This window comes from Pseudomonas sp. NPDC087346, assembly GCF_044744235.1.
Lineage (GTDB): Bacteria > Pseudomonadota > Gammaproteobacteria > Pseudomonadales > Pseudomonadaceae > Aquipseudomonas.
In genome coordinates this window covers 147586-169744 of record NZ_JBIUXX010000004.1, presented here as the reverse complement: position 1 = coordinate 169744, position 22159 = coordinate 147586, and the positions used below count along the sequence as shown (strand labels likewise).

The window sequence follows — 22159 nt, the reverse complement described above, 5'->3', positions numbered from 1 at the left end:
GTCACTGGAACGAAGCGCTGTCGACGGCGTGATAGACATAACGTCCATCGGTCATCCGCTTGATCTCTTCGAGGTAATTGGAATTCATCACAAACAGGTTGGCGCCTTCGGGCAAGGCGTCCATCGCCTCTTGCGGCGAGGACACCCGCACGCCACTCAGCGGCAGATAACGCCCTTGCTTGGCCGGGTTGATGTCCACCACCCGATCCACCGCCACGCCTGCGCGTTGCAGGAACAGCGAATAGATCACGCCTTTGGACGAAGCGCCCCAGATCGCCGAACCCTGACCGGGTGCGGACTGAATGATCTGCACCGCCCGGTCGAGACTGGCAGTGAAATCGTCGGGCAGCGTCAGGCGTGGCACCGGCTGTTCCGGGGTCAGGCGCAATGTGGCCAGATCGGCAACGATGTACAGGTACTGGCCACCGAACAGGTGACCGGCCTCATGCACGGTGCCGAACATCCGGCGCAGGTCATCGAGGCGGAAATAATTGACGTGTTCGTAGAACAGGTCGAACCAGGCTTTGTGTTCGAGAATCCAGTCGAAGCACGGCACTTCGATGTAGATCTGCCCGCCCTGATTGGCTTCGGCGATTACCGCGAGGAAACTCACCGGGTCCTGAATATGTTCCAGCACATGGCGCAGGACGATGGCGTCCGCCGCCAGACCGAGGCCACGGGTGAACGGCGCCTTGATCACATCGGCGTTGTCACCTTCGTACGCCGGGTCGATGCCGGTGATCGAGTAGCCAAGGCCTTTGAGCAACTCAAGGAAGTAGCCCTTGCCGCAGCCGACTTCGATCAGCTCCTGGCCTTTGAAATGCCTGGCGATGATCCCTTCAACGTCGCTCAGATGCTTCTGGAACTGGCCGGAATGCGCCTGCTCGTTCTGATAGTCAGCGTCATAGCTGAGCTTGTCGGCGTCAAACGCGGCATTGAAGATAAGGCCGCTGCGCTCGTCCTGCACCAGCAGCATGTCGGCACTGGCCGAGGCCTGCGCCGATTGCGCGTCGGCAAAGGTCCGGTTCTGCAGCACCGGCAGGTCGGTGACCCGATACAACTCGTGCCTCATTGCGACTCTCCCAATAACTGTTGCAAGCGCTCGGTCACCGCCCAGAACGCCAGCGGTTCGTGGGTCGGATACGGGTAGTGGCCGAGGTTCAGATGCAGGCTCGCGCCGCGTTCGCGCAGACGCTGTTCGACCAGCGCACGCACCGACACCGGTTGGCCGCTGGCGCAGTTGATCACGCCAGCGAAATCACGCTGCTGAAGAATGCTGGCGAGATGACCGGCAGCGGTTTCAATCGCCAGAAAATCGCGCAACTGCTCACCGGCAGACATGTTGAACGACGGCTCGCCGGCATCGATTGCCCGGTCCAGCGCCGCCAGCAGGCTGCTGGGATTCTGCCCTTCGCCATGCAGGTAAAACAGCCGCGCCCATTGCAGGGTGAACGGCTGCTCTTGCGCAAGGTTCTGCAAAAACAGATGCAAGGTGTGCTTGGCCAGACCGTAAGGATTGCTCGGCCGTGGCTCAGTGCTTTCGCTGAGTGGGCCGCTCTGCATGCCATATTCGAAACAGGTGCCCGTGACCAGGACTTGCTTTACACCCGCCTCGACTGCGCTTTTGATAAAGCGGTAATCAGCCATCAGGTTGTGTTCGAAGTGGAACAGCGCCCGATAATTCGGCAACCCTGGCCAGGCCAGATGAGCCAACGCATCGCAACCGTCAGTCAACGCCGCCACGTCCAGATCGGCAGCGTGAATATCCGCCGAGATGAATTCGACGTCATTGATCCACGGCATGCTCGCCGCGGTTTCGACGTTGCGTGCCACCGCTCGCACCGCACAGCCGCGCGCCAGCAACGCCGCGACCAGATGCCGACCGACGAAGCCTGTGGCTCCGGTTACCAGAACCTTCACAGCACTTTCAACTCAGGCACGGCGATCACGAAGCGACCGTCCCACTGACGTACCTGCGCCAGTTGCTGACTGACTTCGTGCAGCAGGTTCCACGGCAACACCAGCACGTAATCCGGTTTTTCGATATCGATCTGCGCAGGCGCCACAATCGGAATGCGGCTGCCCGGCAGAAACTTGCCTTGCTTGTGCGGATTGGCATCGGCCACCCATGCCAGCAAGTCGGGTTTGACCCCGGCGTAGTTGAGCAAGGTGTTGCCCTTGGCCGCCGCGCCGTAACCGACCACACGTTTGCCGTCGGCCTTGGCCTGCAACAAAAAGCGCAGCAACTCATGTTTGATACGTTCGGCAGCAGGCGCGAGGCTCGCGTAATACTCGGGGGTTTTCACACCGGCATCGAGTTCAGCCTGCAACTGTTGCTGCACTGCCGGTTGAATGGCGCGGCGTTCACCGTCCTTGCGCTGCACGAACACCCGCAGCGAACCACCGTGGGTGCTCAACTGGCTGACGTCGAACACTTCCAGACCATTGCGCTCGCACAGGGTTTGCACAGCGGTCAGCGACAGATAGGAATAGTGCTCGTGATACAGCGTGTCGAACTGCGCGCCCGCGATCAGCGTCAGCAGTTGCGGGAATTCGAAGGTGGCTACGCCAGTCGGTTTGAGCAACGTCGCGAAACCGCCAAGGAAATCATTGATGTCCGGCACATGCGCGAGCACGTTATTGGCGGCCATCAAGTCCGCGCCCCAGCCTTCGCTTTTGAGCTGCGCGGCAGTCTCGCGACCGAAGAACAGCTCACGAATCTCCAGGCCTTTTTCCCGCGCCGCTTGTGCGGTGCTGCGGGTTGGCTCGACGCCCAGACAGGCAATGCCGCGCCCGGCGACGTACTGCAACAGGTAACCATCGTTGGCGGCGACTTCAACCACGCGGCTGTCGGCGGTCAGACCGAAGCGCTCGACCATCTCGGCGACGTAACGCTCGGCATGCGCCAGCCAGGTGCTGGAGAACGAACTGAAGTAGGCGTACTCCGCGTCGAACAGGCTGTCGGCACTGGTGTAATCCTCGGTCTGCACCAGCCAGCATTGCTGACACACGGCGACCTTCAGCGGCACCCATTGCTCGGCCTGCTCCAGACGATCGGCATGCACATAGGCGTTGGACGGCGGCGAAGTCCCGAGGTCAATCAGCGGCAGACTCAGCGGTGCGGCGCACCCACGGCAGTTCATAGACGCACTCCAGCAAAGTGTTGATCGAGCGCAGGATGGCTGGAATCACGCGCTGACAAATTATTGACAGGCAACGGCCAGGCAATCGCCAGCCGTGGATCGTTCACCGACAGGCCGGCTTCGTGCTCCGGCGCGTAATCGGCGCTGTGCAGATAGAGCAATTCGGCGTCTTCGGTCAGCGTCTGAAAACCGTGGGCGAACCCGGCCGGAATCAGCAGGCTGCGACCGTCGCCGGCCTTCAGGTGCTCGGCGTGCCAGTGCAGAAAGGTTGCAGAGTCCGGACGCAGATCCACCGCCACGTCCCACACCTCACCGCGCAGGCAGGTGATCAGTTTGGCTTCCGGTGCGTTGGCATTCTGATAATGCAGACCGCGCACGCTGCCCTTCTCGCGAGTGCAGGAGTGGTTGATCTGGCAAATATGAAACTCGCTGCCAAACGCACTCAGGCTGCCTTCGCAGAACAGCCGGGCGAAGTGCCCGCGCTGATCTTCGAAGCGCTTGTGCTGGACGCTGAACAGTCCGGCCAGCGGCAGCGCGTGCAAGGAAAACTCACTCACAGCGCGCCTCGATACAGGTTCAATTGGCCGAGGGTCACGGCGCGCATGTCATCGCCGTTCTGCCACGCCAGATGCCAGTCGAGGGTCTGGGTCAGACATTGTTCCAGCGACCAGCGCGCTTGCCAGCCGAGCAGTTGCCGGGCGCAGCTGCTGTCCAGACGCAGCAGGCCAGCCTCATGCAGTTCACTCGGTTCGATGCGCAAACCACGGGCCTGCGGCCAGCGATTGGCGAGCAGTTCGACCACTTCACCGACGCTGCACATGTCTGCCTCGCTCGGGCCGAAGTTCCACGCACCCGCATACTCCGGGCCTTGTTCGTAGAGACCGGCGGCCAGTTGCAGGTAACCGGCCAGCGGCTCCAGCGCGTGTTGCCACGGGCGCACGGCTTGCGGATAACGCAGCGTCACCGGTTCATCGGCGGACCAGGCTTTCAGCACATCGGGAATCAAGCGTTCCGGGGCGAAGTCACCGCCGCCCAGCACGTTGCCGGCGCGGGCGGTGGCCAGGGCCAGACCGTGTTCGGCGTACTTCTCCGCCGGGAAAAACGATGCCGCGTAAGACTGCGCCAATAGTTCGCAGCACGCCTTGCTGCTGCTGTAAGGATCGTGTCCGCCGAGGGCTTCGTCTTCGCGGTACGGCCACAGCCATTCCTTGTTGGCGTAAACCTTGTCAGTGGTGACCAATACGCAGGCGCGCACGCAGCCGACCTGACGAATCGCTTCAAGCAGATTCAGGGTGCCCATGACGTTGCTGGAGTAAGTGCCGAGCGGATCGCGATAGCCTTCCCGCACCAGCGGTTGAGCCGCCAGATGCAGGACGATCTCCGGCTCGGTGTCGGCGATGATCTCAAGCAAGGCGCCCAGATCACGCAAATCGCCGCGCTGATCGTTGATGCCTTCATGTACGCGCGCCAGTTCGAACAGGCTCGGCTCGGTCGAAGGATCGAGGGAAAAACCGCTGACTTGCGCGCCGAGGCTTTGCAGCCACAGGGTCAGCCAACTGCCTTTGAAACCGGTATGTCCGGTGACGAGGACGCGTTTGCCGCGCCAGAAATCCGCACTCAGGCCCATTGCTTCCATGGGGCCTCCCCGCTCAGCCACAGCGCTTCGAGATGATTCTTGTCGCGCAGGGTGTCCATCGGGTGCCAGAAGCCTTCGTGTTCGAAAGCTTTCAACTGTTCATCCTGGGCCAACTGCGCCAAGGGTTCAGCTTCCCAGGTGGTTTCATCGCCAGCGATGTACGGCAACACTTTCGGCGACAGCACAAAGAAGCCACCGTTGATCCAGCCGCCATCACCACGAGGCTTTTCGGTGAAACCGAGCACCTGATCGCCCTGACGTTCAAGGGCGCCATACCGACCCGGTGGCTGCACGGCGGTGACGGTCGCCAGACGGCCGTGAGCTTTGTGGTAATCCACCAGTTGCGCGATGTTGATATCGGAAACGCCGTCGCCGTAGGTGAAGCAGAACGCCTCTTCATCCTTGAGATAACGGCTGGCACGCAGCAGGCGGCCACCGGTCATGGTTTCCTCACCGGTGTCGATGAGGGTGACGCTCCACGGCTCGCTGTAGTTCTGGTGCACATCCATGCGGTTGTTGCGCATGTCGAACGTGACGTCGGAAGTGTGCAGGAAGTAGTTGGCGAAGAAGTCCTTGATCGCGTAGCCCTTGTAGCCCAGGCAGATCACGAAGTCGTGAATTCCGTGCGCGGAATACTGCTTCATGATGTGCCAGAGAATTGGCTTGCCGCCGATCTCGATCATCGGTTTGGGCTTGAGGTGCGACTCTTCACTGATGCGCGTGCCGAGGCCACCCGCCAAAATTACTGCCTTCATCGTCTCCCCTCTCGCTCGTCACAGGGCTGCGCAGGGCTTTCTTGAGCTGTGCGAGCCTTCTGGCTAAACCTTTTGCCGCTGCGGGCGCTGCTGAGCGCTCGTTTTATGGCGATTTGAGGGGTACTTGCAGGAAACGCGCCAGCTCGGCAAGCCCTGCGTCCGGGGCACAAAGGCACATGAAAAAAGGGATGAATCCCTCAGCGGATTCATCCCTTTCATTGAGCCATATCAATGGGTTGAACGATTACCCGAACATGGCGAACGCATCACCACTGGTTGGCAGATCATAGACCTGGCCGTCGGCGGTCTGGATATGCTCGATGGTGTTGAAGCCCGCGTACCAGTCCGCCAGTTTCACGCCGTTGTCCGGCACACCACTGCCGGTGTCATTGGCACTGTGCAGATAGGCGTCGTTACCGATGCGGGTCACGCTCAACTGACCGGCATTGGCGATGGTGTTGAGGATCAGAGTGTCGTTCATGTCCAGCCCTTCATCCTGAATCGTCACCAGCCCGGTGGTGTTCACCACGTAGGTATCATCGCCATATCCACCATAAGCACTGACGCCGGAAAGCGCCTGGCTGGAGAAATTGATGATCAACTGGTCATCGCCCTGCCCGCCAAAGGCAACCCCGCTTCCCAGCGTGATCGTGTCATTGCCGTCATCGCCACTGGCCCAAGTGAACAGGTCGTTGCTGGCAGCGACGATGACATCATTGCCCGCGCCGCCTGAAAGCGTATCCGACTGCCCTGCAGCATCCTGCCCGGACGCCAGACCGCCGTAGATATGGTCATTGCCATCGCCGCCCTGAATCTGGTCGTCGCCCGCACTGCCCTCCAGAATGTTGTCGTCCGAATTGCCTTCAAGGGAGTCATTGAACTGACTGCCGCGCAGGCCTTCGATATCAATGTAAACGTCATAAAGAGCAATGCCGCTCTGCGGGCCCCAGTTGAGCGAGGCGCTCAAACCTTCAGTGCTGTCGCCGTAGCTGACGATGTCGATACCGGCACCACCTTCGAAATGATCACCACCCGCACCACCGTACAACACATCATTGCCGGCGCCGGAGACGATGGTGTTGCTCTCGTCATTGCCGTAACCGGTGAAGTCGGCAGTCCCGGTATACGTCAGGTTTTCAATGAACGGATCAAGGTGCATCGCGGACAGACTGGTGTACAGATGATCGGTTCCGCCTCGGAAATCACCCTCCTCCTCAATAGTCACTCCGGCGCTATTGATGGTGTAGATATCGTCCCCGCCACCACCCGCGACAGTCACGCCAGCGACATTGACGGTGTAGTGGTCAGCGCCCGATGTACCGATGACTTTTTCCACGTTGCGCAGTGTGTCGCCCTCTGCGTTGACGCCATCACCGCCGATCAGCAGGTTGACGGAATCAAAGGCGGATCGATAATTGACGGTGTCGTAACCAGCGGCACCATCAACGATCATCGAACCTTGATGACGATAAATCACGTCATCGAAGTTCGAACCCTGAATCGCTTCAATGCCAGTGAAAGTGTCGCCATAAGCGATGGTCAGACCGTCGAAGTTGCTGAAGTCCTCGACCCGCACACCCTCAAGGCTGTCGCTGTAGCTGACCGTGTCGAAGCCATCGCCACCGACAAAGTGATCGGCACCCGCGCCGCCCCACAGCCAGTCATTACCGGCACCGCCAATGATTTCGTTGTCACTGGCATTGCCGTAACCGTTGAAATCGCCGGTACCGGTGAAAGTCAGCTTCTCGATGAACGGGTCCATCTTGATGGTATTGAGGCTGGTGCGCAGCTCATCGTAGCCAAGATGATCCTCCTCGATGATCGTCACGCCCTCGCCGTCGACGATGTAAACATCATCACCGGCGCCGCCCTCCAGCGTCACACCCGCCACCGAACTGGTGAACGTATCGTTATGAAAACTACCGAATACTTTCTCCACTCCAATCAGGGTATCGCTCTTGCCATCGGGGCCGGTGACCGTAGCCACACCGCCGCCAAACTCGACATTGATCCCCGAGGACATTGCGTAATAGTTCGCCGTGTCAAAACCTTCACCGCCATCCAGTACGTCTGATCCTGCGCTGCCCAGCAGTAAATCATCCGACTCCAGTCCATAGAGTTGGTCATTATCGTCGGTGCCCAACAGGACATCCGCTTCACTCGTTCCATTTACGACAGCCATTTGCGTCTTCCTTGTGTTGTTGTTGAAACCGGATCTTCCATGGGGGCGATGCAAACCGAGGCAGCACCGCCGCCCCGTCCATACACCCGCAGGCAAACAAACGAATAACGGGGTATCGACTGAAGAAATCCAAAGCTTGAGGCTGGCGGGAGAAATCTCTGCTGATCGATGTAAGTACGTATTTCAAAGTACAAAAAAAGGCGACCCGAAAAGGTCGCCTTTTTTGATTCGTCTGAAGCCGATCAGTCGGCCAGCCAGCCATATTCCCAGTAGCGCAGGTTATCGCCGCGCAGCACGTAATCGCGCAGCACCACCTCCCGCAAATCATCCCCCATGCGATAGCTGGCATCCGGGTCAGACAGGTGCATGCGAATTGCCTGCAACCATTCATCCGTGGTGTTGGTCTTGACGCGAGTGCACGGCAGGTAGCCGCGATACGCCTCAGTGTCGGTACAAACCACCGGAAAACCACAAGCACCGTACTCAAGCAGGCGCAGGTTGCTCTTGCAGTCGTTGAATATGTGGAACTCAAGCGGTGCCAGCGCCAGGTCAAGGTTGAGGCTTGCCAGTTTCGCCGGATACACGTCGAGCGGGATCACCCCGTGGAACTCGTGCATGTATGGCCGCAGATCATCCGGGCACATGCCAAAAAATACCCAGTCGACCTCATTGGCCAGTTCGCGGACGACATCAGCGATTACCGCCAGGTCACCGTGATGACTGGTGCCTCCACCCCAGCCAACTCGCGGCTTTTTCGAGGTACGACGCTGACTGCGCAAGTTGCTCCACAAATCCTTGGCCAACATGTTCGGCACGACACGAATGTCGTGATGCATGTCCGACAGGACGTTGGCCAGCGGCTGAGTGGAAACGACCACGCGATCACACAGCCCGATTGCGCGACGCACCATGCGCTCCATGTCCTGCTTGCTCGGCATGTTGCGGATGTGCGCATTGCGATGCGGGACGTCGATGACATAGTCATCGAGTTCGTAGATTCGCCGCGCGCTGAAGTATTTTTTCAGCGGTGGAATTTCATCGATGGCGAGTTCCGAATAACGGCCTTGCAGAACAATCACATCGGGGGACTGGCGCTCGATATCAATGATCGATGGCAAACCGTAGCAAATGCGCCCTTCAATTCTGTTTGCCGCCTCCAGCTCGATCATCGGCTGGCTCATGCGGTAATGACCAATGGCCGAGGCATTGATTGGCACGACCAGTACATTGGGCAGCCGCGCCTTGGAAAACGGACTCCAACCGGTACGCAGACCCGGCTCAATACTGAAGCAGGTTGCACCAACACCCTGTAATGCCAGGTTGACGTTATAGGCTGGATCACGCGCTATAAGTGGCAGCCAGCGCTGGTAAAACGTGTCCAGTTCCTCGACGTGCACTTGCTCATCTTCCTGCGTCGCCGCCGAGCTAGGCCGCGCGCCTACTGCAAGCGTGGCATAGGGATTCCATACCACCAGATAACCTTCCTGGCCGACTCGCAGACATAGATCCGCGATATTGAGCGATTGTTTGAGGTGCTGCTCGTCGAGTTTCCCGACAGCCTCGAAGACCGTCTTGCGGACCATCAGGCAGTCACCGCCCACTGCGCTCAGATCATGTACCGCCTGCAGGCGGAACATGTAGCCGTCAGACTGCATCGGCTGACCATAAAATGGCAGCCCCACCGGCCCTTGCAATCCAAGAATCAGACCGGCGTGCAGCACACATCCATCCGGGTTGAACAACCTCGCACCCACCACACCGACCTCAGGGCGCTGCGCATGATTGAGCAGTTCGTCCAGCCAGTCCGCCTGGGTGATCACCGCAAAAGAATTAAGCATCACCACATATTCGCCGCGTGCCTGGCCTACCGCAAAATTGTACAAGGCCGCCGCATTACCTTTTTGCGGGAAGCTCAAAACGCGAATCCGGTCGCCGCCCAACTGCGCCATGCCATCCAGCCACGCCAACGCTTCAGCGCTTTCACTGCCATTGTCGACCAACACCAATTCATATTCGGTGTAGGCCGTCTTCTCCAACAGGGTTTCGACACAGCGCTGCAAGGCGGCGGTCTGATCCCGGGCGGTAATAATGACCGAGACCAGCGGCCGCAGGGCATGATGATAGTCGACACGATTGAGCAGCTCAGTGCTACCGCGACGAATCTCGTGGGCAATGCCCAGACGCTGCAAATGCGCTTCGAGCACGCGTGGGTTTTGCGCCACCACACCGGGTTCGGCCAGCCACGCGGACAGATCGAATTTCGATTCCAGCAACACTTCGGCGATGTGACCGATGACCTGTATGCCCTCGCTCTCGACCATGCGCAACAACACATCATGGGGGGCCAGCTCGGCGAACGCAGGATCAAACCCGCCGAGCGCCAGAAACTGCTCGCGCTTGAACGCCAAGGCACGTCCGACATAAGGATAACTGCGCATCAGATCCAGATTGAAATCCGGCTTGAATGCAGGCTCTACCGATTCGCCGCCACGCAGGCTGCCTTCATCGCTGTACAGACACGTCAGCGATGAGAAACGGGCAATTCGCTCGGCCATGACCAACAATGCCGGCACTACCGGGCGATCGCCGGCCTGCAACAGGTAGAACCAGTCCGCGCCCTCCAACTGCGGCAACAGTGCGTTGATCTGCTCCAGGCCGTCATCCTGCAACGGCATGCGGAACACTCGCCCATCCAGTTGCGCCTCAGTACAGGAAGCGGACAACACCAGAATCAGCTCAGGCAAATAATCCTGGGCAGCCAGCGCTTCCAGCGTGCGTTCGAGACCATCCTGTCTGCCCAACCCATCAATGATGATCGGTACGATTCGGGGTTGGTGCGACCAACCGGCAAGGGTTTCCGGCAGCAACTTGCGCTGCCCTTCGGTGAGCACCCGACACTCCAGCCACTGCGCATAAAGTTCAGCAAAACTGAAGCTGTCGACACCGACCGCCCATTCCTGACGACTTTGCTTGGAACCCAGAGTGCGGCTCAGGGGAAGTTCTTCCCAAACCCTCGGTAATTCATCAGCCTTGGTCAAGGGAATGTAGCGAACCCATCCCTGTGCAGGCGCGGACTCACCGCTTCGAACCTTGAGCATTTGCGAGATCCACTCTCGCTCGACCTCAACCGCATCCTTCATCCGCTGTTGCGCGCTCAGTCGCTCTGGATAGAGTCGCTCGGCGCTCAGCACATTGTTGGACACCGCCAGATTGCCGCGCCGTAACAGACAGACATACAGGGCAAAATCCAGGGTCGCCACGAAGCAGCAACCCTCTTCAGTCAATGCCGGCAGCAGCTCGACGATATCGGCACGCCGGAACAAGGCGTTGCTGAATCCGCCGAGAACGTTGACCGGGAATTTTTCAAATATACCCAGCAGATCGTCACCCTTGAGCAAGCCGCTGTAAGGTGACAAAGAGGTGTTTTCCAGACGCCCGGGCAAGATGATGTCGTTGGCATCCCAGAGCAGTCGCTGGGCCGTCACCAGACTGACCTCCTCGCGCAACATTTCATGGGCCTGCTGCTCGATACAATTCGAATAGAGCAGGTCATCGTCACACAGAAACTTGATGAATTCGCCCTGCGCCTGACTCAGGCAGACCTTCAAATTGCCGACCATTCCCAGCGTCTGCGGGTTGCGCACATAGCGCACAACCACACCCGTCTGCTCGACTACCGCGGCAACGATTTCCTCGATTGTGCTGCCGCGACTGTCATCGCACACAATGATTTCAAGATTGCCATAGCCTTGCCCGACGGCACTGCGCAGGGCCTTCTCGAAATATCGTGGATTGAAGGCAGGAATGACCAGACTGACAAGGGGAAGTGAATTCACGGCAGACTCGCAAGCGGCGGGAGCCCGCCCGGAACAGCGAGCCCTCTGGATACCGCAAAAAAAGACATTAGATACTCAAGAGCCAAAACAAACGGGCGCTTGCGCGCCCGGTTACCGTCAGATCTTGTTGAACAGGCCCAACTGGCTGATCTTGCTGAATGCCAGTTGCGCCGCTTGCAGCATGGTTTGTTGCAGAGTCAGACGCGTCATGACTTCTGCCGGGTCCGAATCACGGATCGAGCCTTGAGTCGTGGTATTGGCGGTGCTCAGGCTCTGATTGGTGATGGTTTGCATATCCAGCGATTGGCCACGAGCACCGATTGAAGTGACAGCGGCGCCGACCTGATTGGAAGCGCTATCGATGTTACCAAGCCCCGCTTCCATGATGCCCTGGAATTTTTGCTTGGCGACGTCATTGCCATCGATCGGCGCATTCAGCGCGGTCACCATCTGACCCAGCGTATCGAGGATATTCTGCGTCTGATGGTTGTTCGACTGGATCGAAAACTGATCACCGGCTGCAGGAGTGTTGCCCAATGCAAAGGTCACGCCCGCAGCGGTTGCGTTACCGCCAGCGACAGTACCCGAGGACACTGGTTTGCTGTCGGCAGTGACAGGCGCCGCATACAAATCAAAAGCAGTGGCGCTGGTGAACTTGAGGACTGCACCGCCCTGCGGGAAGGCGTTGTTGTAAGCCACAGGATCAGTGATGTTCGAACCGGTGATAACGGCGGTCGACGGGTTGCCCGGGCTACGCGCGGTAGTGAACGAGTCAGGCGTGGCCGACAATTGGAAGCTGTGCCCGGCGATAACCGCGTCGGGGTTGGTGTCACCCGCCTTGAGGTTGATGTTCAACTTCATGTCGACACCACGGAAGCTGACCGTCTGGTTGGCACCGCTGCTGTTGCTGATCAAACCATTCTGGGTTGCTTCAGCCGTAACATCATTACCCAGCGCATCGGTGATTTTCAGCTGCGTACTGCTGAGGAAGCTGACGGTGTAAGGCTCGCCGCCGGCAAATTTGGCGTTGTAGGTGGCAGCCGTTCCGACCGTACCGTTGGACAGCACGACACGACCGTCGTCAACCGGTGGAGCGGTCATGGTGGTGTTGGTGCGAGCGGTGTTGATGGTCTGCTGGAACGCGTCCCAGCCGGTAGTGTTGGTACCAACCGACGTACCGTCGCCAATGCCCAGATTGATGGTGGTCTGGTCACCGTTGTAGCTGTAAGTGCCGTCGTTGTTTTGCGAGTACGGCGCGGTATCGGTTTTCGAACCGGAAAACAGGTAGTTGCCGTCGGCATCCTTGGAGTTCATCAGGCCCAGGACTTGTTGCTGGATCTGCGACAGTTGCGCAGCGTAAGCCTGGCGGTCCTTGTCGGTAAGGTTGCCGTTGTTGGCGGCCAGGGAGATTTCCTTGGCACTCTGCAACGCCGTGGTGATGGAATCCAGCGTGGTTTCCTGCACCGTCAGCGCACTCTTGGTGCTGCTGATGTTGGTGGTGTACTGATCGAGCATTGCCGCCTGCTGACCCAGCTGCAGCAAACGCCCGGCGCCGATAGGATCATCCGCTGCGGTATTGATGCGCGTCAGGCTGCTCGCCTCGCTCGCGGTGGCGACAGCCTTGTTGAAGTTACGCTGATAGTCCGAAGCTTGCGTTCCGTAATACTGGGCGGTGGAAATGCGCATGAATTACGACTCCTTAAAGGCTGTTGATCAGCGTGGCGAAAGTTTCCTGCGCAGCTTTGATGATCTGCGAAGACGCTGTGTAGTACTGCTGATACTTGACCAGGTTGCCGGTTTCTTCATCCAGGTTGACCCCGGACAACGAATCACGCGCGCCCTGTGCCTGTGCCAGGATTGCCGTGGTGGCGGCGCTGTCGGACTTGCCTTGAGCAGCCTTGGTACCGACGTTGGTCACCAGTTTGTTATAGGCGTCGGTCAGGCTGATGCCTTTGCTCGCCGAACCGGTATCCACGGTTTGTTTGGTTTGCAGGCCGACCAGCGCTTGGGCGTTGCGGTTGTCCGAAGACGCCGCACCGGTCAGGTTCATGGTGAAGGTTTCGCCGGTTTTTGGTGTGCCGCCGACCGTGGTCTGCACGGTGAAGGTCTTCTGCACATTCGGCGTAACAGTCGTGTCCATGACCGGGTTGCCGCTGGCATCGACCATACCGACTTTCAGATTCAGGGTGTTGGCCTGGCCCGGAACGATGACGCCGGAGCCAATGGTGAACCCCTTGGCATCAACCATGTTGTAGGTCTGACTGCCACCGCTCGCCGCACCGAACACCAGTTTGACCGGCGTCGAATTCTTCAGCGCCGCCTGCATCTCGGCCTGAGAAGCCGGGTCGTAGATATTGATCGTGTCGCTGAGCGTCGGCTGGGTGTAAGTGCCAGAGTTGCTGGCGCTGGCCACACCGGTCAGCGGACCTGCCGCAGCAATTTTCTTCGGGTCGGTGAGTACAGTCTGAATGCTCGCTGCCGCATTGCGGGTCGGGGTCACCTTGAAGCTGTCGCCCGCACTCAACGCGCCGCCATTGAGTGAGAGGCTGAAGCCGTCGATCACTGGAGGTGGCGTGGTCGTGGTGCTGAAGGAGCCCATGTCGGTGCCGTCGGAGCGCTTGACGCTGTAGTCGGTCGCGCTGGTGAACGTCACCTGATAGTCGCTGCTGGTCAGCTTGCCGGTGTCCTTGATGGTCACATCAAGATTGCCCGAACCGGTGCTGTTGCCTGACTGCGCGATGCTGCGCTGGCTGACCAGAGCGGCACTATTGATATTGTTGAAAATCGCTGCGCCAAAGTCACCGTTCTTGTCGATGCCCTGGGCTTGCTGGCTGTTGATCTGATCCGCAATGACCAGCGCGACACGACCCAATTCGTTAAGCGAAGGATCAAGCACATCGCTGCGATAAGTCAGCAGGCCACCGATTTCACCACCGCTCATCGCCGAAGTGATATCGATGGTGCTCGAACCGCGATCCATCTGGATGCCCACGCGCGACGGGTCGCCCTTGAGAGCCACGGTGCTCAGCGTGTTAGTGGTGTTGCCGATCACCAGCGGCTGGCCGCTGCCGATGTAGACGTCGAAACTGGTGCCGCGCTCGACGACTTGAGTGCCGGTCAGTTCGGACAACTGGCGCACGGCTTCGTTACGACTGTCGAGCAGGTCGTTCGGCTGGCCGCCGCTGGTGGAGATCTCACCGATTTTCTGGTTCAGCGTAGCAATCGAGGTGGCCAGCTTATTCACCTGGGCCGCCATGTCGCCAAGGCTGCCGTTGATCGTGGTGTTCTGGTCATTCAACTGCTTGGAAATGGTATTGAAGCGGTTGGTGAGCGCCTGCGCGCCCGTCAGCACCGATTGACGGGAAGTGTCGTCGGTCGCCGAGGTCGATACGCCCTGCATCGAGGTGAAGAACTTCTGCAACACGCCGGTCAGACCGGTGTTGGTGTCGGACAGCGTGGCATCCAGTGGCGTGGTCTGAGCCAGATACGCGGCCGATTCGCTGTCGAGCGAAGTCGCCGTATGCAACTGGGTTTCCAGGTAGGAGTTGTACACCCGACGCACGTCGGCCAGGGTGGTGCCCGTGCCGATGAAAACGGTGCCGAACTGCTGCGAGGACTTGGTGCCCTGCACGGTTTGCTGGCGTGAATAACCGGCGGTGTCGACGTTGGCAATGTTGTTGCCTGTCGTTGCCAGAGAGGACTGGCTAGCCGCCAGACCCGACATTCCGATATTGAGCAAACTCATGGTTCAGACCTTATACCTTGTGCCTTATAAAGGCGTGGTGGATACACCCGCCGCAGCGTAGTTTTGGAAACTGTTCATCTGCTTGGCTATCTGCGAAATCTTTGTCGCGTAGTTCGGGTCGGTCGCGTAACCGGCCTTTTGCAACTCGCGTACAAACTGTTCTGGGTTATCGGCCGACTTCACAACATCTTGATAGCGATTGTTGGTCTGCAGCAAAGTCACCAGATCGTGGAAACTGTCCTTGTACGAGGCGTAGGAACGGAACTCGGCCGTCTCCTTGACCATCTGCCCATCGCGGAATTCGCTGGTGATCGCCCGGGCCGAATCGCCCTTCCAGTTGCTGCTCGCCTTGATGCCGAACAGGTTGTGGCTGCTGCTGCCATCCTGAGCGCGCATGACCGATTTGCCCCAGCCGGTTTCCAGTGCGGCTTGCGCCACCAGGTAACGCGGATCGACACCGATACGCGCGGCGGCTTCTTTGGCCATCGGCAGCATGGTGTTGACGAACTGGTCGGCAGAACTGAACGCACGTTTCGCCGGCGCCAGCGGAATCTGCGCCATGGCACGACCGTAAATCTGCATCTGGCCGTCGGAGGATTTGTCCGCCTCGGCCCGCGCCAGCCAGTCGCCGTTGTACAGCGGGCCGGAACCGGTGACGGTGGTACCGCGCGTGGGCAATTGGGTGGAAGCTGCCGGCGTAGCCGAAGGCACCAGACCCGCAAGCAAGCGATCAGCCAGTTTCGGCGGCAACGCCAGGCGACGCTTATTGATCATTTCCATGTCGTTGCTGTGCGCAAGCTGGGTGTTCGGCGCATGCAGCGCGCGCGATGCCCACAACGGACGCTCGCCATTGAGGCGCGACAACGGCCCGGTGCCCACCGTGCCAGCGGCAATCGGCGTCGGTACCGCTGCGGCTTTCGCCGCTTCCTGCTTGGCGGCGGATGCGGCCGCAGCCTCGCCCGGCGCCAGCGGTTTGTTCTTCGACATCTGCTTGAGCAACACGTCGGCCAGACCGATACCACCGCCTTCGCGGGACATCGAGACCGCCAGTTGCTGGTCGTACATTTCCTGATACTGCTTGGCAGCCGGGGTGTTCATCGGGTTGTCTTTGCCCAATGCCTCGGTGGCCGAACGCATCGACTTGAGCATTTCACCAAGGAACAGCGATTCGAATTCCTGCGCAACCTTGCGCATGTTCGCATCGCTGTTCTTGTCGCCGACCTTGAGCTGGTTCAGACGATTAAGGTCGGAATAGGAACCCGAATCGCCGGTATCGACCAGACTGCCTTTGCGCATATCCATGTTCGCCGTCCTCAGATCACGATCAGGTCGGCTTGCAACGCGCCGGCCTGCTTCAGTGCTTCGAGAATGGCCATCAAGTCACCCGGTGCCGCGCCGACCTGGTTCACCGCACGCACGATCTCGTCGAGGGTAGTGCCCGGGCCGAACTTGAACATCGGTTTGGCTTCCTGCTGGGCATTCACTCGTGAACGCGGCACCACGGCAGTCTGACCATTGGACAGCGGGCCCGGCTGGCTGACGATAGGATCTTCGGTGATGGTCACGGTCAGGCTGCCGTGGGTCACGGCGGCTGGCGAGACTTTCACGTTCTGGCCGATAACGATGGTGCCGGTGCGCGAGTTGATGATGACTTTCGCCACCGCCTGACCCGGATCGACTTCAAGGTTTTCGAGGATCGACAGATAGTCGACACGCTGGCTCGGATCGAGCGGCGCGCTGACCCGGATCGAGCCGCCGTCGATGGCCTGAGCCACGCCAGGGCCGAGCATGTCGTTGATCTTGTCGACGATGCGCTTGGCCGTGGTGAAGTCGGAACGGTTGAGGTTCAGCGTCAGGCTGTTGCCCTGGTTGAAACCACTCGGCACCGAACGCTCCACCGACGCACCGCCAGGGATGCGACCGGCCGACGGAACGTTGACGGTGATCTTCGAACCGTCACGACCTTCAGCATCAAAACCGCCGACCACCAAATTGCCCTGAGCGATGGCGTAGACGTTGCCGTCGATACCCTTGAGCGGGGTCAGCAACAATGTGCCGCCACGCAGGCTCTTGGAGTTACCGATCGAGGACACGGTGATGTCGACTTGCTGACCCGGTTTGGCGAACGCCGGCAGATCGGCACTCACCGATACCGCTGCGACGTTTTTCAACTGCACGTTGCCCGAACCCGGCGGCACTTTGATGCCGAACTGCGAGAGCATGTTGTTGAAGGTCTGCAGGGTGAACGGGGTTTGCGTCGTCTGGTCACCGGTGCCGTTAAGCCCGACCACCAGGCCGTAACCGATCAACTGGTTGGAACGCACGCCGGAAATACTGGCGATGTCTTTCAACCGCTCGGCGTGGGCGCCAAAGGCTGCGGACATCAATGCCGCAGCCAGCATGAGGCTCTTGAACTTCAAAGTAGCCACCTAGAAAGGGAACAGCGGGCTGAGGAAGAAACGGTCGAACCAGCCTGGCTGACTCGCATCGGCAAACGAACCGGTACCCGAATAGGTAATGCGCGCATCGGCGACCCGGGTCGACGAAACGGTGTTGTCGGTGGCGATGTCATCGGCACGTACCAGACCGGCAATCCGCACCAGCTCGTCGCCAGTGTTGAGGGTCATCCACTTCTCGCCACGCACGGCGATGATGCCGTTGGGCAAGACGTCGGCGACGGTCACGGTGACCGAGCCGGTCAGGGTGTTGCCCTGCGCAGCCTTGCTGTCACCCTTGGTCGCACGGTCGCCGCTGTAGCCGACATCCAGACTCAGGTCATTACCGCCCAACGGATTGTTGGTGGTGCCACTGCCGCCGAACAGCGAAGTCAGGCCGATGCCGGTCTTGCTGTTCTTGGCCACTTGCGAGTTGGCGTTTTTGCTGGCCTGGGTTTTCTCGTTCAGGGTGATGGTGATGATGTCACCGACCCGGAATGCCTTGCGGTCGCTGTACAGGTTCTGCTCGAAACCGGCCTGATAGATCGAGCCGTTATTGGCGGCTGCCGGCAACGGCGTGCGCGGCAACACCGGAGCGTAGTAAGGGTCATTGGGCTTGGGCGTCGGTGCGACGCAGCCCGCGAGCGAGACGACCCCACCCAATGCCAGAACAGATACGAAGCGTTTCATGACCCTACCTCACGGTGTTGCAGGCAGCCTCATGGCCGCCTCATAGACTGATTACAGATTCTGCGTTACGAACGAGAGCATCTGGTCGGCGGTGGAGATCACCTTGGAGTTCATCTCGTAAGCGCGCTGAGTGGTGATCATGTTGACCATCTCTTCAACGGTGCTGACGTTGGAACCTTCCAGAGTGTTCTGCAACGTGGTGCCGAAACCGTTCAGGCCCGGGGTACCGATTTGCGGTGCGCCCGAAGCAGCAGTTTCCAGGAACAGGTTGTTGCCCACGGCTTGCAGACCGGCCGGGTTGATGAAGTCGGCGGTTTGCAGGTTGCCGATCACCTGAGCGGCCGGGTTACCTGGAACAGTGATGGACACTGTGCCGTCGGTACCGACGGTGAAGCTCTGGGCGTTGTTCGGGATGACGATGGCTGGTTCCAGAGCGAAACCACTGGCGTTGACGATCTGGCCATTGGAATCGAGGTGGAAAGTACCGTCACGGGTGTAGGACGTGGTGCCGTCCGGTTGCAGGATCTGGAAGAAACCGCGACCGTCGACGGCCAGGTCCAACGGCTGCTCGGTGGTTTGCAGGCTGCCGGCGGTGAAGTTTTTCTGCGTGCCGACAATGCGCACACCGGTACCCAGTTGCAGACCGGACGGCAGTTCGCTGTCCTGAGTCGACTGGGCGCCAGGCTGACGCTTGATTTGATACAGCAAGTCCTGGAACTCGGCGCGATCACGTTTGAAACCCGTGGTCGACACGTTCGCCAGGTTGTTGGAGATGGTGGTCAGGTTGGTGTCCTGGGCGGACAGACCTGTTTTGGCAACCCATAGAGCCGGAAGCATTCGATTCTCCTCGTGCGCCTGTTTTACGGCGCGACGTTCTGATAATTAGCTGATCTGCAAGACCCGAGCCATGGCCTGGTCGTCGTCTTTGGCGGTGTTCATCATCTTGATGTGCAATTCGAACTGCTTGGACAGAGCCAGTACCGATGTCATTTCTTCCACGGCATTGACGTTGCTCGACTCCAGGAAACCCGACACCAGTTTGACGTTGGCATCGGCCGGCGCAGGCTGGCCGTCCTTGGTGTAGATCGAGCCGTCGAGGCCCTTGTTCATGTTCTTGATGTCCGGGTTGACCAGTTTGATCCGGTCGACTTCCGCCATGACGCGCGGGCCTTCGCCCATCGCACGAATACTGATGGTGCCGTCTTCACCGACTTCGACCTGCTGCTCTGGCGGCACGGCAATCGGCCCGCCATTGCCCATCACGGCCATGCCGTTGCCGGCGCGCAATACGCCGAGGGCGTCGATGTTGAGGCTGCCGGTGCGCACGTAGCTTTCACCGCCGTTCGGGTTCTGCACGGCGATAAAACCGTTGCCGGTCACGGCGACGTCGAGGTCACGTCCGGTCTGCACCAGCGAGCCCGGCGAGAAGTCGGTGGCCGGGCGTTCGCTCATGGCAAACGCACGCGCCGGAAAGCTGTCACCAAACACCGGCATCGAACGCGCCTGCTCCAGGTCTTTCTGGAAACCGTTGGTGGAGATGTTCGCCAGGTTGTTCGCATGAGCCTTCTGCGCCAGTGCATTCTGGCTGGCGCCGGTCATTGCCACATAAAGGTACTTGTCCACACTCTTTCCTCTGCATGCCGGACGTTTGCCGCCCACCGCTGTACTGCTGAGCCATAAGCAATTTGCAGACCAACTTTTATTTGGCGGCCGAGAGCCCGGTAAACAAAGGACTTGAGGGAAAGCGAGGGGAAATCTGAAATGTATCGAAGTCGAAAAACCGGCGGTGGAATGCCGCTTGGCGGCAACAGATCAAAAGATCGCAGCGTGCCGCAGCTCCTACCTTGAAATACATTCCCCTGTAGGAGCTGCGGCACGCTGCGATCTTTTGATCTTAAGCTTCAGTGTCTTTACCCACCTCATACTCGCGCAGTTTATTGGCGATTGTTGTATGTGAAACCCCGAGTCGCTTGCCCAGTTGTCGACTGCTCGGATGCTCTGAGTACAAACGCTCCAGCACCGCTTTCTCGAAGCGCCCGACAATCTCGTCCAACCCGCCCTCCAGCGAAAAATCGCCAAGCGGCTGACGCACGCCATAATCCGGCAGGCGAATATGTTCAGCTTTGACCGTCCCGCCCTCACACAGCGAAACCGCCTGAAACAGCACGTTCTCCAATTGCCGCACGTTGCCCGGCCAGTGGTAATGACTGAGCCGGTCCATCGCTGCCGGCGCCAGTTTCGGCAGCGGGCAACCGATCTGTCGACTGGCCTGATCGAGGAAGTGCTCGACCAGTGGTGCCAAACCATCGAGGCATTCACGCAGCGGCGGAATATGCAGCGAAAGCACGTTCAAGCGATGGTACAAATCCTGACGAAATTCACCCCGGGAGCACAGTTCCGACAGATCAACCTGAGTCGCGCAGATCACCCGCACATCCAGATAGACCTCCTCGTCACTGCCCACACGCCGGAAGCAGCCATCCTGCAAAAAGCGCAGCAACTTCACCTGCAAGCGCGGGCTCATCTCACCGACGCCATCGAGAAACAAGGTGCCGCCCGCCGTCAACTCCAGCAGGCCGAGCTTGCCTTCGGCCCGCGCCCCTTCAAAAGCACCCGGCCCGTAACCGAACAACTCGGTCTCGGCCATCGACTCTGGCAGCCCCGCGCAGTTGAGCGCCATCAACGGCGACTGCCCACGCGGACTGGCGAGGTGGCAGGCACGCGCCAGCAGTTCTTTGCCGGTGCCGGTTTCACCTTCTATCAATAGCGGCGCATCCAGCGGCGCCATGCGTCGCGCTTCGCGCACCACTGCGGCCATGACTTTCGAACTCTGGAAGATGCTGTCGAAGCCGCGCAGCTCCTGTTTGCGCACGTTGTAGATGCGCTCACCGACCCGGTCCGCTCGATGCAGCGTCAGCACCGCACCGGCCATGGCTTCGCTGTCGTCGTGTTCCGATTGCAGCGGCGCGATGTCAGCCAGAAAGACGTCACCCTTGACCTTCACGCGCATGCCGTTGATTCGCGATTTATTGGCGCGCACCAGCTCCGGCAGATCGAAATCTTCGGCGTATCGAGACAGCGGAATCCCCGGCACCTCATCAACCCGCACCCCGAGCAACTGCGCCGCCGCACGGTTGGCCGCCACAATGGAGCCGCCCATGTCGATCGACAGCACCGGAAACTCCAGGGCGCCAAGCAACGCATTCAGCTCCATGTGTCGCCGCTCGCTCGGCATCAAGCCGACCCGTTTGACGCCAAACACCCCGGCAATCGCCTCGAACTTGGGACGCAGCGCCTGGAACTGGATGTTGATCAGGTTCGGGCAGTGCAGATAGATCGCATTGCCATGCTCGCCGCCGACCTCACCGCGCGCGACGTTGATCCCGTACTCGACCAACAGATTGAGGATGTCGCGCAGGATGCCGATGCGGTTCTGACAATGGACTTTGATGCGCATATATAAGACCCGAGAAACAAAGAGAGACCTGAAGACAGTGAATTACCTGTGGGAGCCAGCCTGCTGGCGATAGCAGTGTGTCAGGCAAATTGATGTGAACTGACACACTGCTATCGCGAGCAGGCTCACTCCTACAGGGGAACGTGCCGTACTTTTCTGCTGAGGCACGCAGATAACCGTCAAGATTATGTGACACCTACAGCCCTTTTCAAACCCGAAAATCACCGCAATCCCGAGTTAAGGGCAAATCCGTAACGATTACTTTACGAATATCAATGAT

Annotated in this window: 16 protein-coding genes; all 16 read right to left on the bottom strand. The window is 59.4% G+C overall.

What is annotated here, in order from left to right:
- Position 1 precedes the first annotated feature (1 nt).
- The gene (locus tag ACIOZM_RS04395) at positions 2 to 1072 is read right to left on the bottom strand and encodes a class I SAM-dependent methyltransferase (protein WP_401209776.1); all 1071 of its coding nucleotides are present in this window, start codon (positions 1070 to 1072) and stop codon (positions 2 to 4) included.
- Positions 1069 to 1920, bottom strand: a complete 852-nt coding sequence (locus ACIOZM_RS04390; RefSeq protein ID WP_401209779.1) for an NAD-dependent epimerase/dehydratase family protein — start codon at positions 1918 to 1920, stop codon at positions 1069 to 1071. Before ACIOZM_RS04390 ends, ACIOZM_RS04395 begins: the two co-directional genes overlap by 4 nt.
- A complete protein-coding gene (locus ACIOZM_RS04385) occupies positions 1917 to 3143 on the bottom strand; it encodes a methyltransferase domain-containing protein (protein WP_401209781.1) in 1227 nt (408 codons plus the stop codon). Before ACIOZM_RS04385 ends, ACIOZM_RS04390 begins: the two co-directional genes overlap by 4 nt.
- On the bottom strand, positions 3140 to 3700 hold the full coding sequence (gene rfbC, locus ACIOZM_RS04380) for a dTDP-4-dehydrorhamnose 3,5-epimerase (protein WP_401209784.1): 561 nt from the start codon (positions 3698 to 3700) through the stop codon (positions 3140 to 3142). Before rfbC ends, ACIOZM_RS04385 begins: the two co-directional genes overlap by 4 nt.
- Positions 3697 to 4779, bottom strand: coding sequence for a CDP-glucose 4,6-dehydratase (gene rfbG / locus ACIOZM_RS04375; protein ID WP_401209786.1), 1083 nt, complete (start codon positions 4777 to 4779; stop codon positions 3697 to 3699). The genes rfbC and rfbG overlap by 4 nt, the downstream gene beginning before the upstream one ends.
- Positions 4761 to 5534 (bottom strand): glucose-1-phosphate cytidylyltransferase, encoded by a 774-nt coding sequence (gene rfbF, locus ACIOZM_RS04370; RefSeq protein WP_401209789.1) that lies wholly within the window; start codon positions 5532 to 5534, stop codon positions 4761 to 4763. The genes rfbG and rfbF overlap by 19 nt, the downstream gene beginning before the upstream one ends.
- Positions 5535 to 5778: 244 nt before the next feature.
- Positions 5779 to 7716, bottom strand: a complete 1938-nt coding sequence (locus ACIOZM_RS04365; RefSeq protein WP_401209792.1) for a calcium-binding protein — start codon at positions 7714 to 7716, stop codon at positions 5779 to 5781.
- 242 nt (positions 7717 to 7958) lie between these two features.
- Positions 7959 to 11552 carry a glycosyltransferase gene (locus ACIOZM_RS04360; RefSeq protein ID WP_401209794.1) on the bottom strand — a complete coding sequence of 1198 codons (3594 nt, stop codon included), beginning with the start codon at positions 11550 to 11552 and terminating at the stop codon, positions 7959 to 7961.
- Between the two features lie 117 nt (positions 11553 to 11669).
- Positions 11670 to 13238, bottom strand: a complete 1569-nt coding sequence (locus tag ACIOZM_RS04355; RefSeq protein ID WP_401209796.1) for a flagellar hook-associated protein 3 — start codon at positions 13236 to 13238, stop codon at positions 11670 to 11672.
- 13 nt (positions 13239 to 13251) lie between these two features.
- Positions 13252 to 15297 carry a flagellar hook-associated protein FlgK gene (flgK, locus tag ACIOZM_RS04350; protein ID WP_401209799.1) on the bottom strand — a complete coding sequence of 682 codons (2046 nt, stop codon included), beginning with the start codon at positions 15295 to 15297 and terminating at the stop codon, positions 13252 to 13254.
- A gap of 24 nt (positions 15298 to 15321) precedes the next feature.
- A complete protein-coding gene (flgJ, locus tag ACIOZM_RS04345) occupies positions 15322 to 16599 on the bottom strand; it encodes a flagellar assembly peptidoglycan hydrolase FlgJ (RefSeq protein ID WP_401209802.1) in 1278 nt (425 codons plus the stop codon).
- An 11-nt stretch (positions 16600 to 16610) separates the two neighbouring features.
- A complete protein-coding gene (locus ACIOZM_RS04340) occupies positions 16611 to 17699 on the bottom strand; it encodes a flagellar basal body P-ring protein FlgI (protein WP_401209920.1) in 1089 nt (362 codons plus the stop codon).
- Positions 17700 to 17726: 27 nt separating this feature from the next.
- Entirely contained in the window at positions 17727 to 18422 is a 696-nt protein-coding gene (gene flgH / locus ACIOZM_RS04335) for a flagellar basal body L-ring protein FlgH (RefSeq protein ID WP_401209805.1), read from the bottom strand.
- A 51-nt stretch (positions 18423 to 18473) separates the two neighbouring features.
- Positions 18474 to 19259, bottom strand: a complete 786-nt coding sequence (flgG, locus tag ACIOZM_RS04330; RefSeq protein WP_129390828.1) for a flagellar basal-body rod protein FlgG — start codon at positions 19257 to 19259, stop codon at positions 18474 to 18476.
- Between the two features lie 45 nt (positions 19260 to 19304).
- Positions 19305 to 20045, bottom strand: a complete 741-nt coding sequence (locus ACIOZM_RS04325; RefSeq protein ID WP_401209808.1) for a flagellar basal body rod protein FlgF — start codon at positions 20043 to 20045, stop codon at positions 19305 to 19307.
- 271 nt (positions 20046 to 20316) lie between these two features.
- Entirely contained in the window at positions 20317 to 21879 is a 1563-nt protein-coding gene (locus ACIOZM_RS04320) for a sigma-54-dependent transcriptional regulator (RefSeq protein WP_401209811.1), read from the bottom strand.
- Positions 21880 to 22159: the final 280 nt, after the last annotated feature.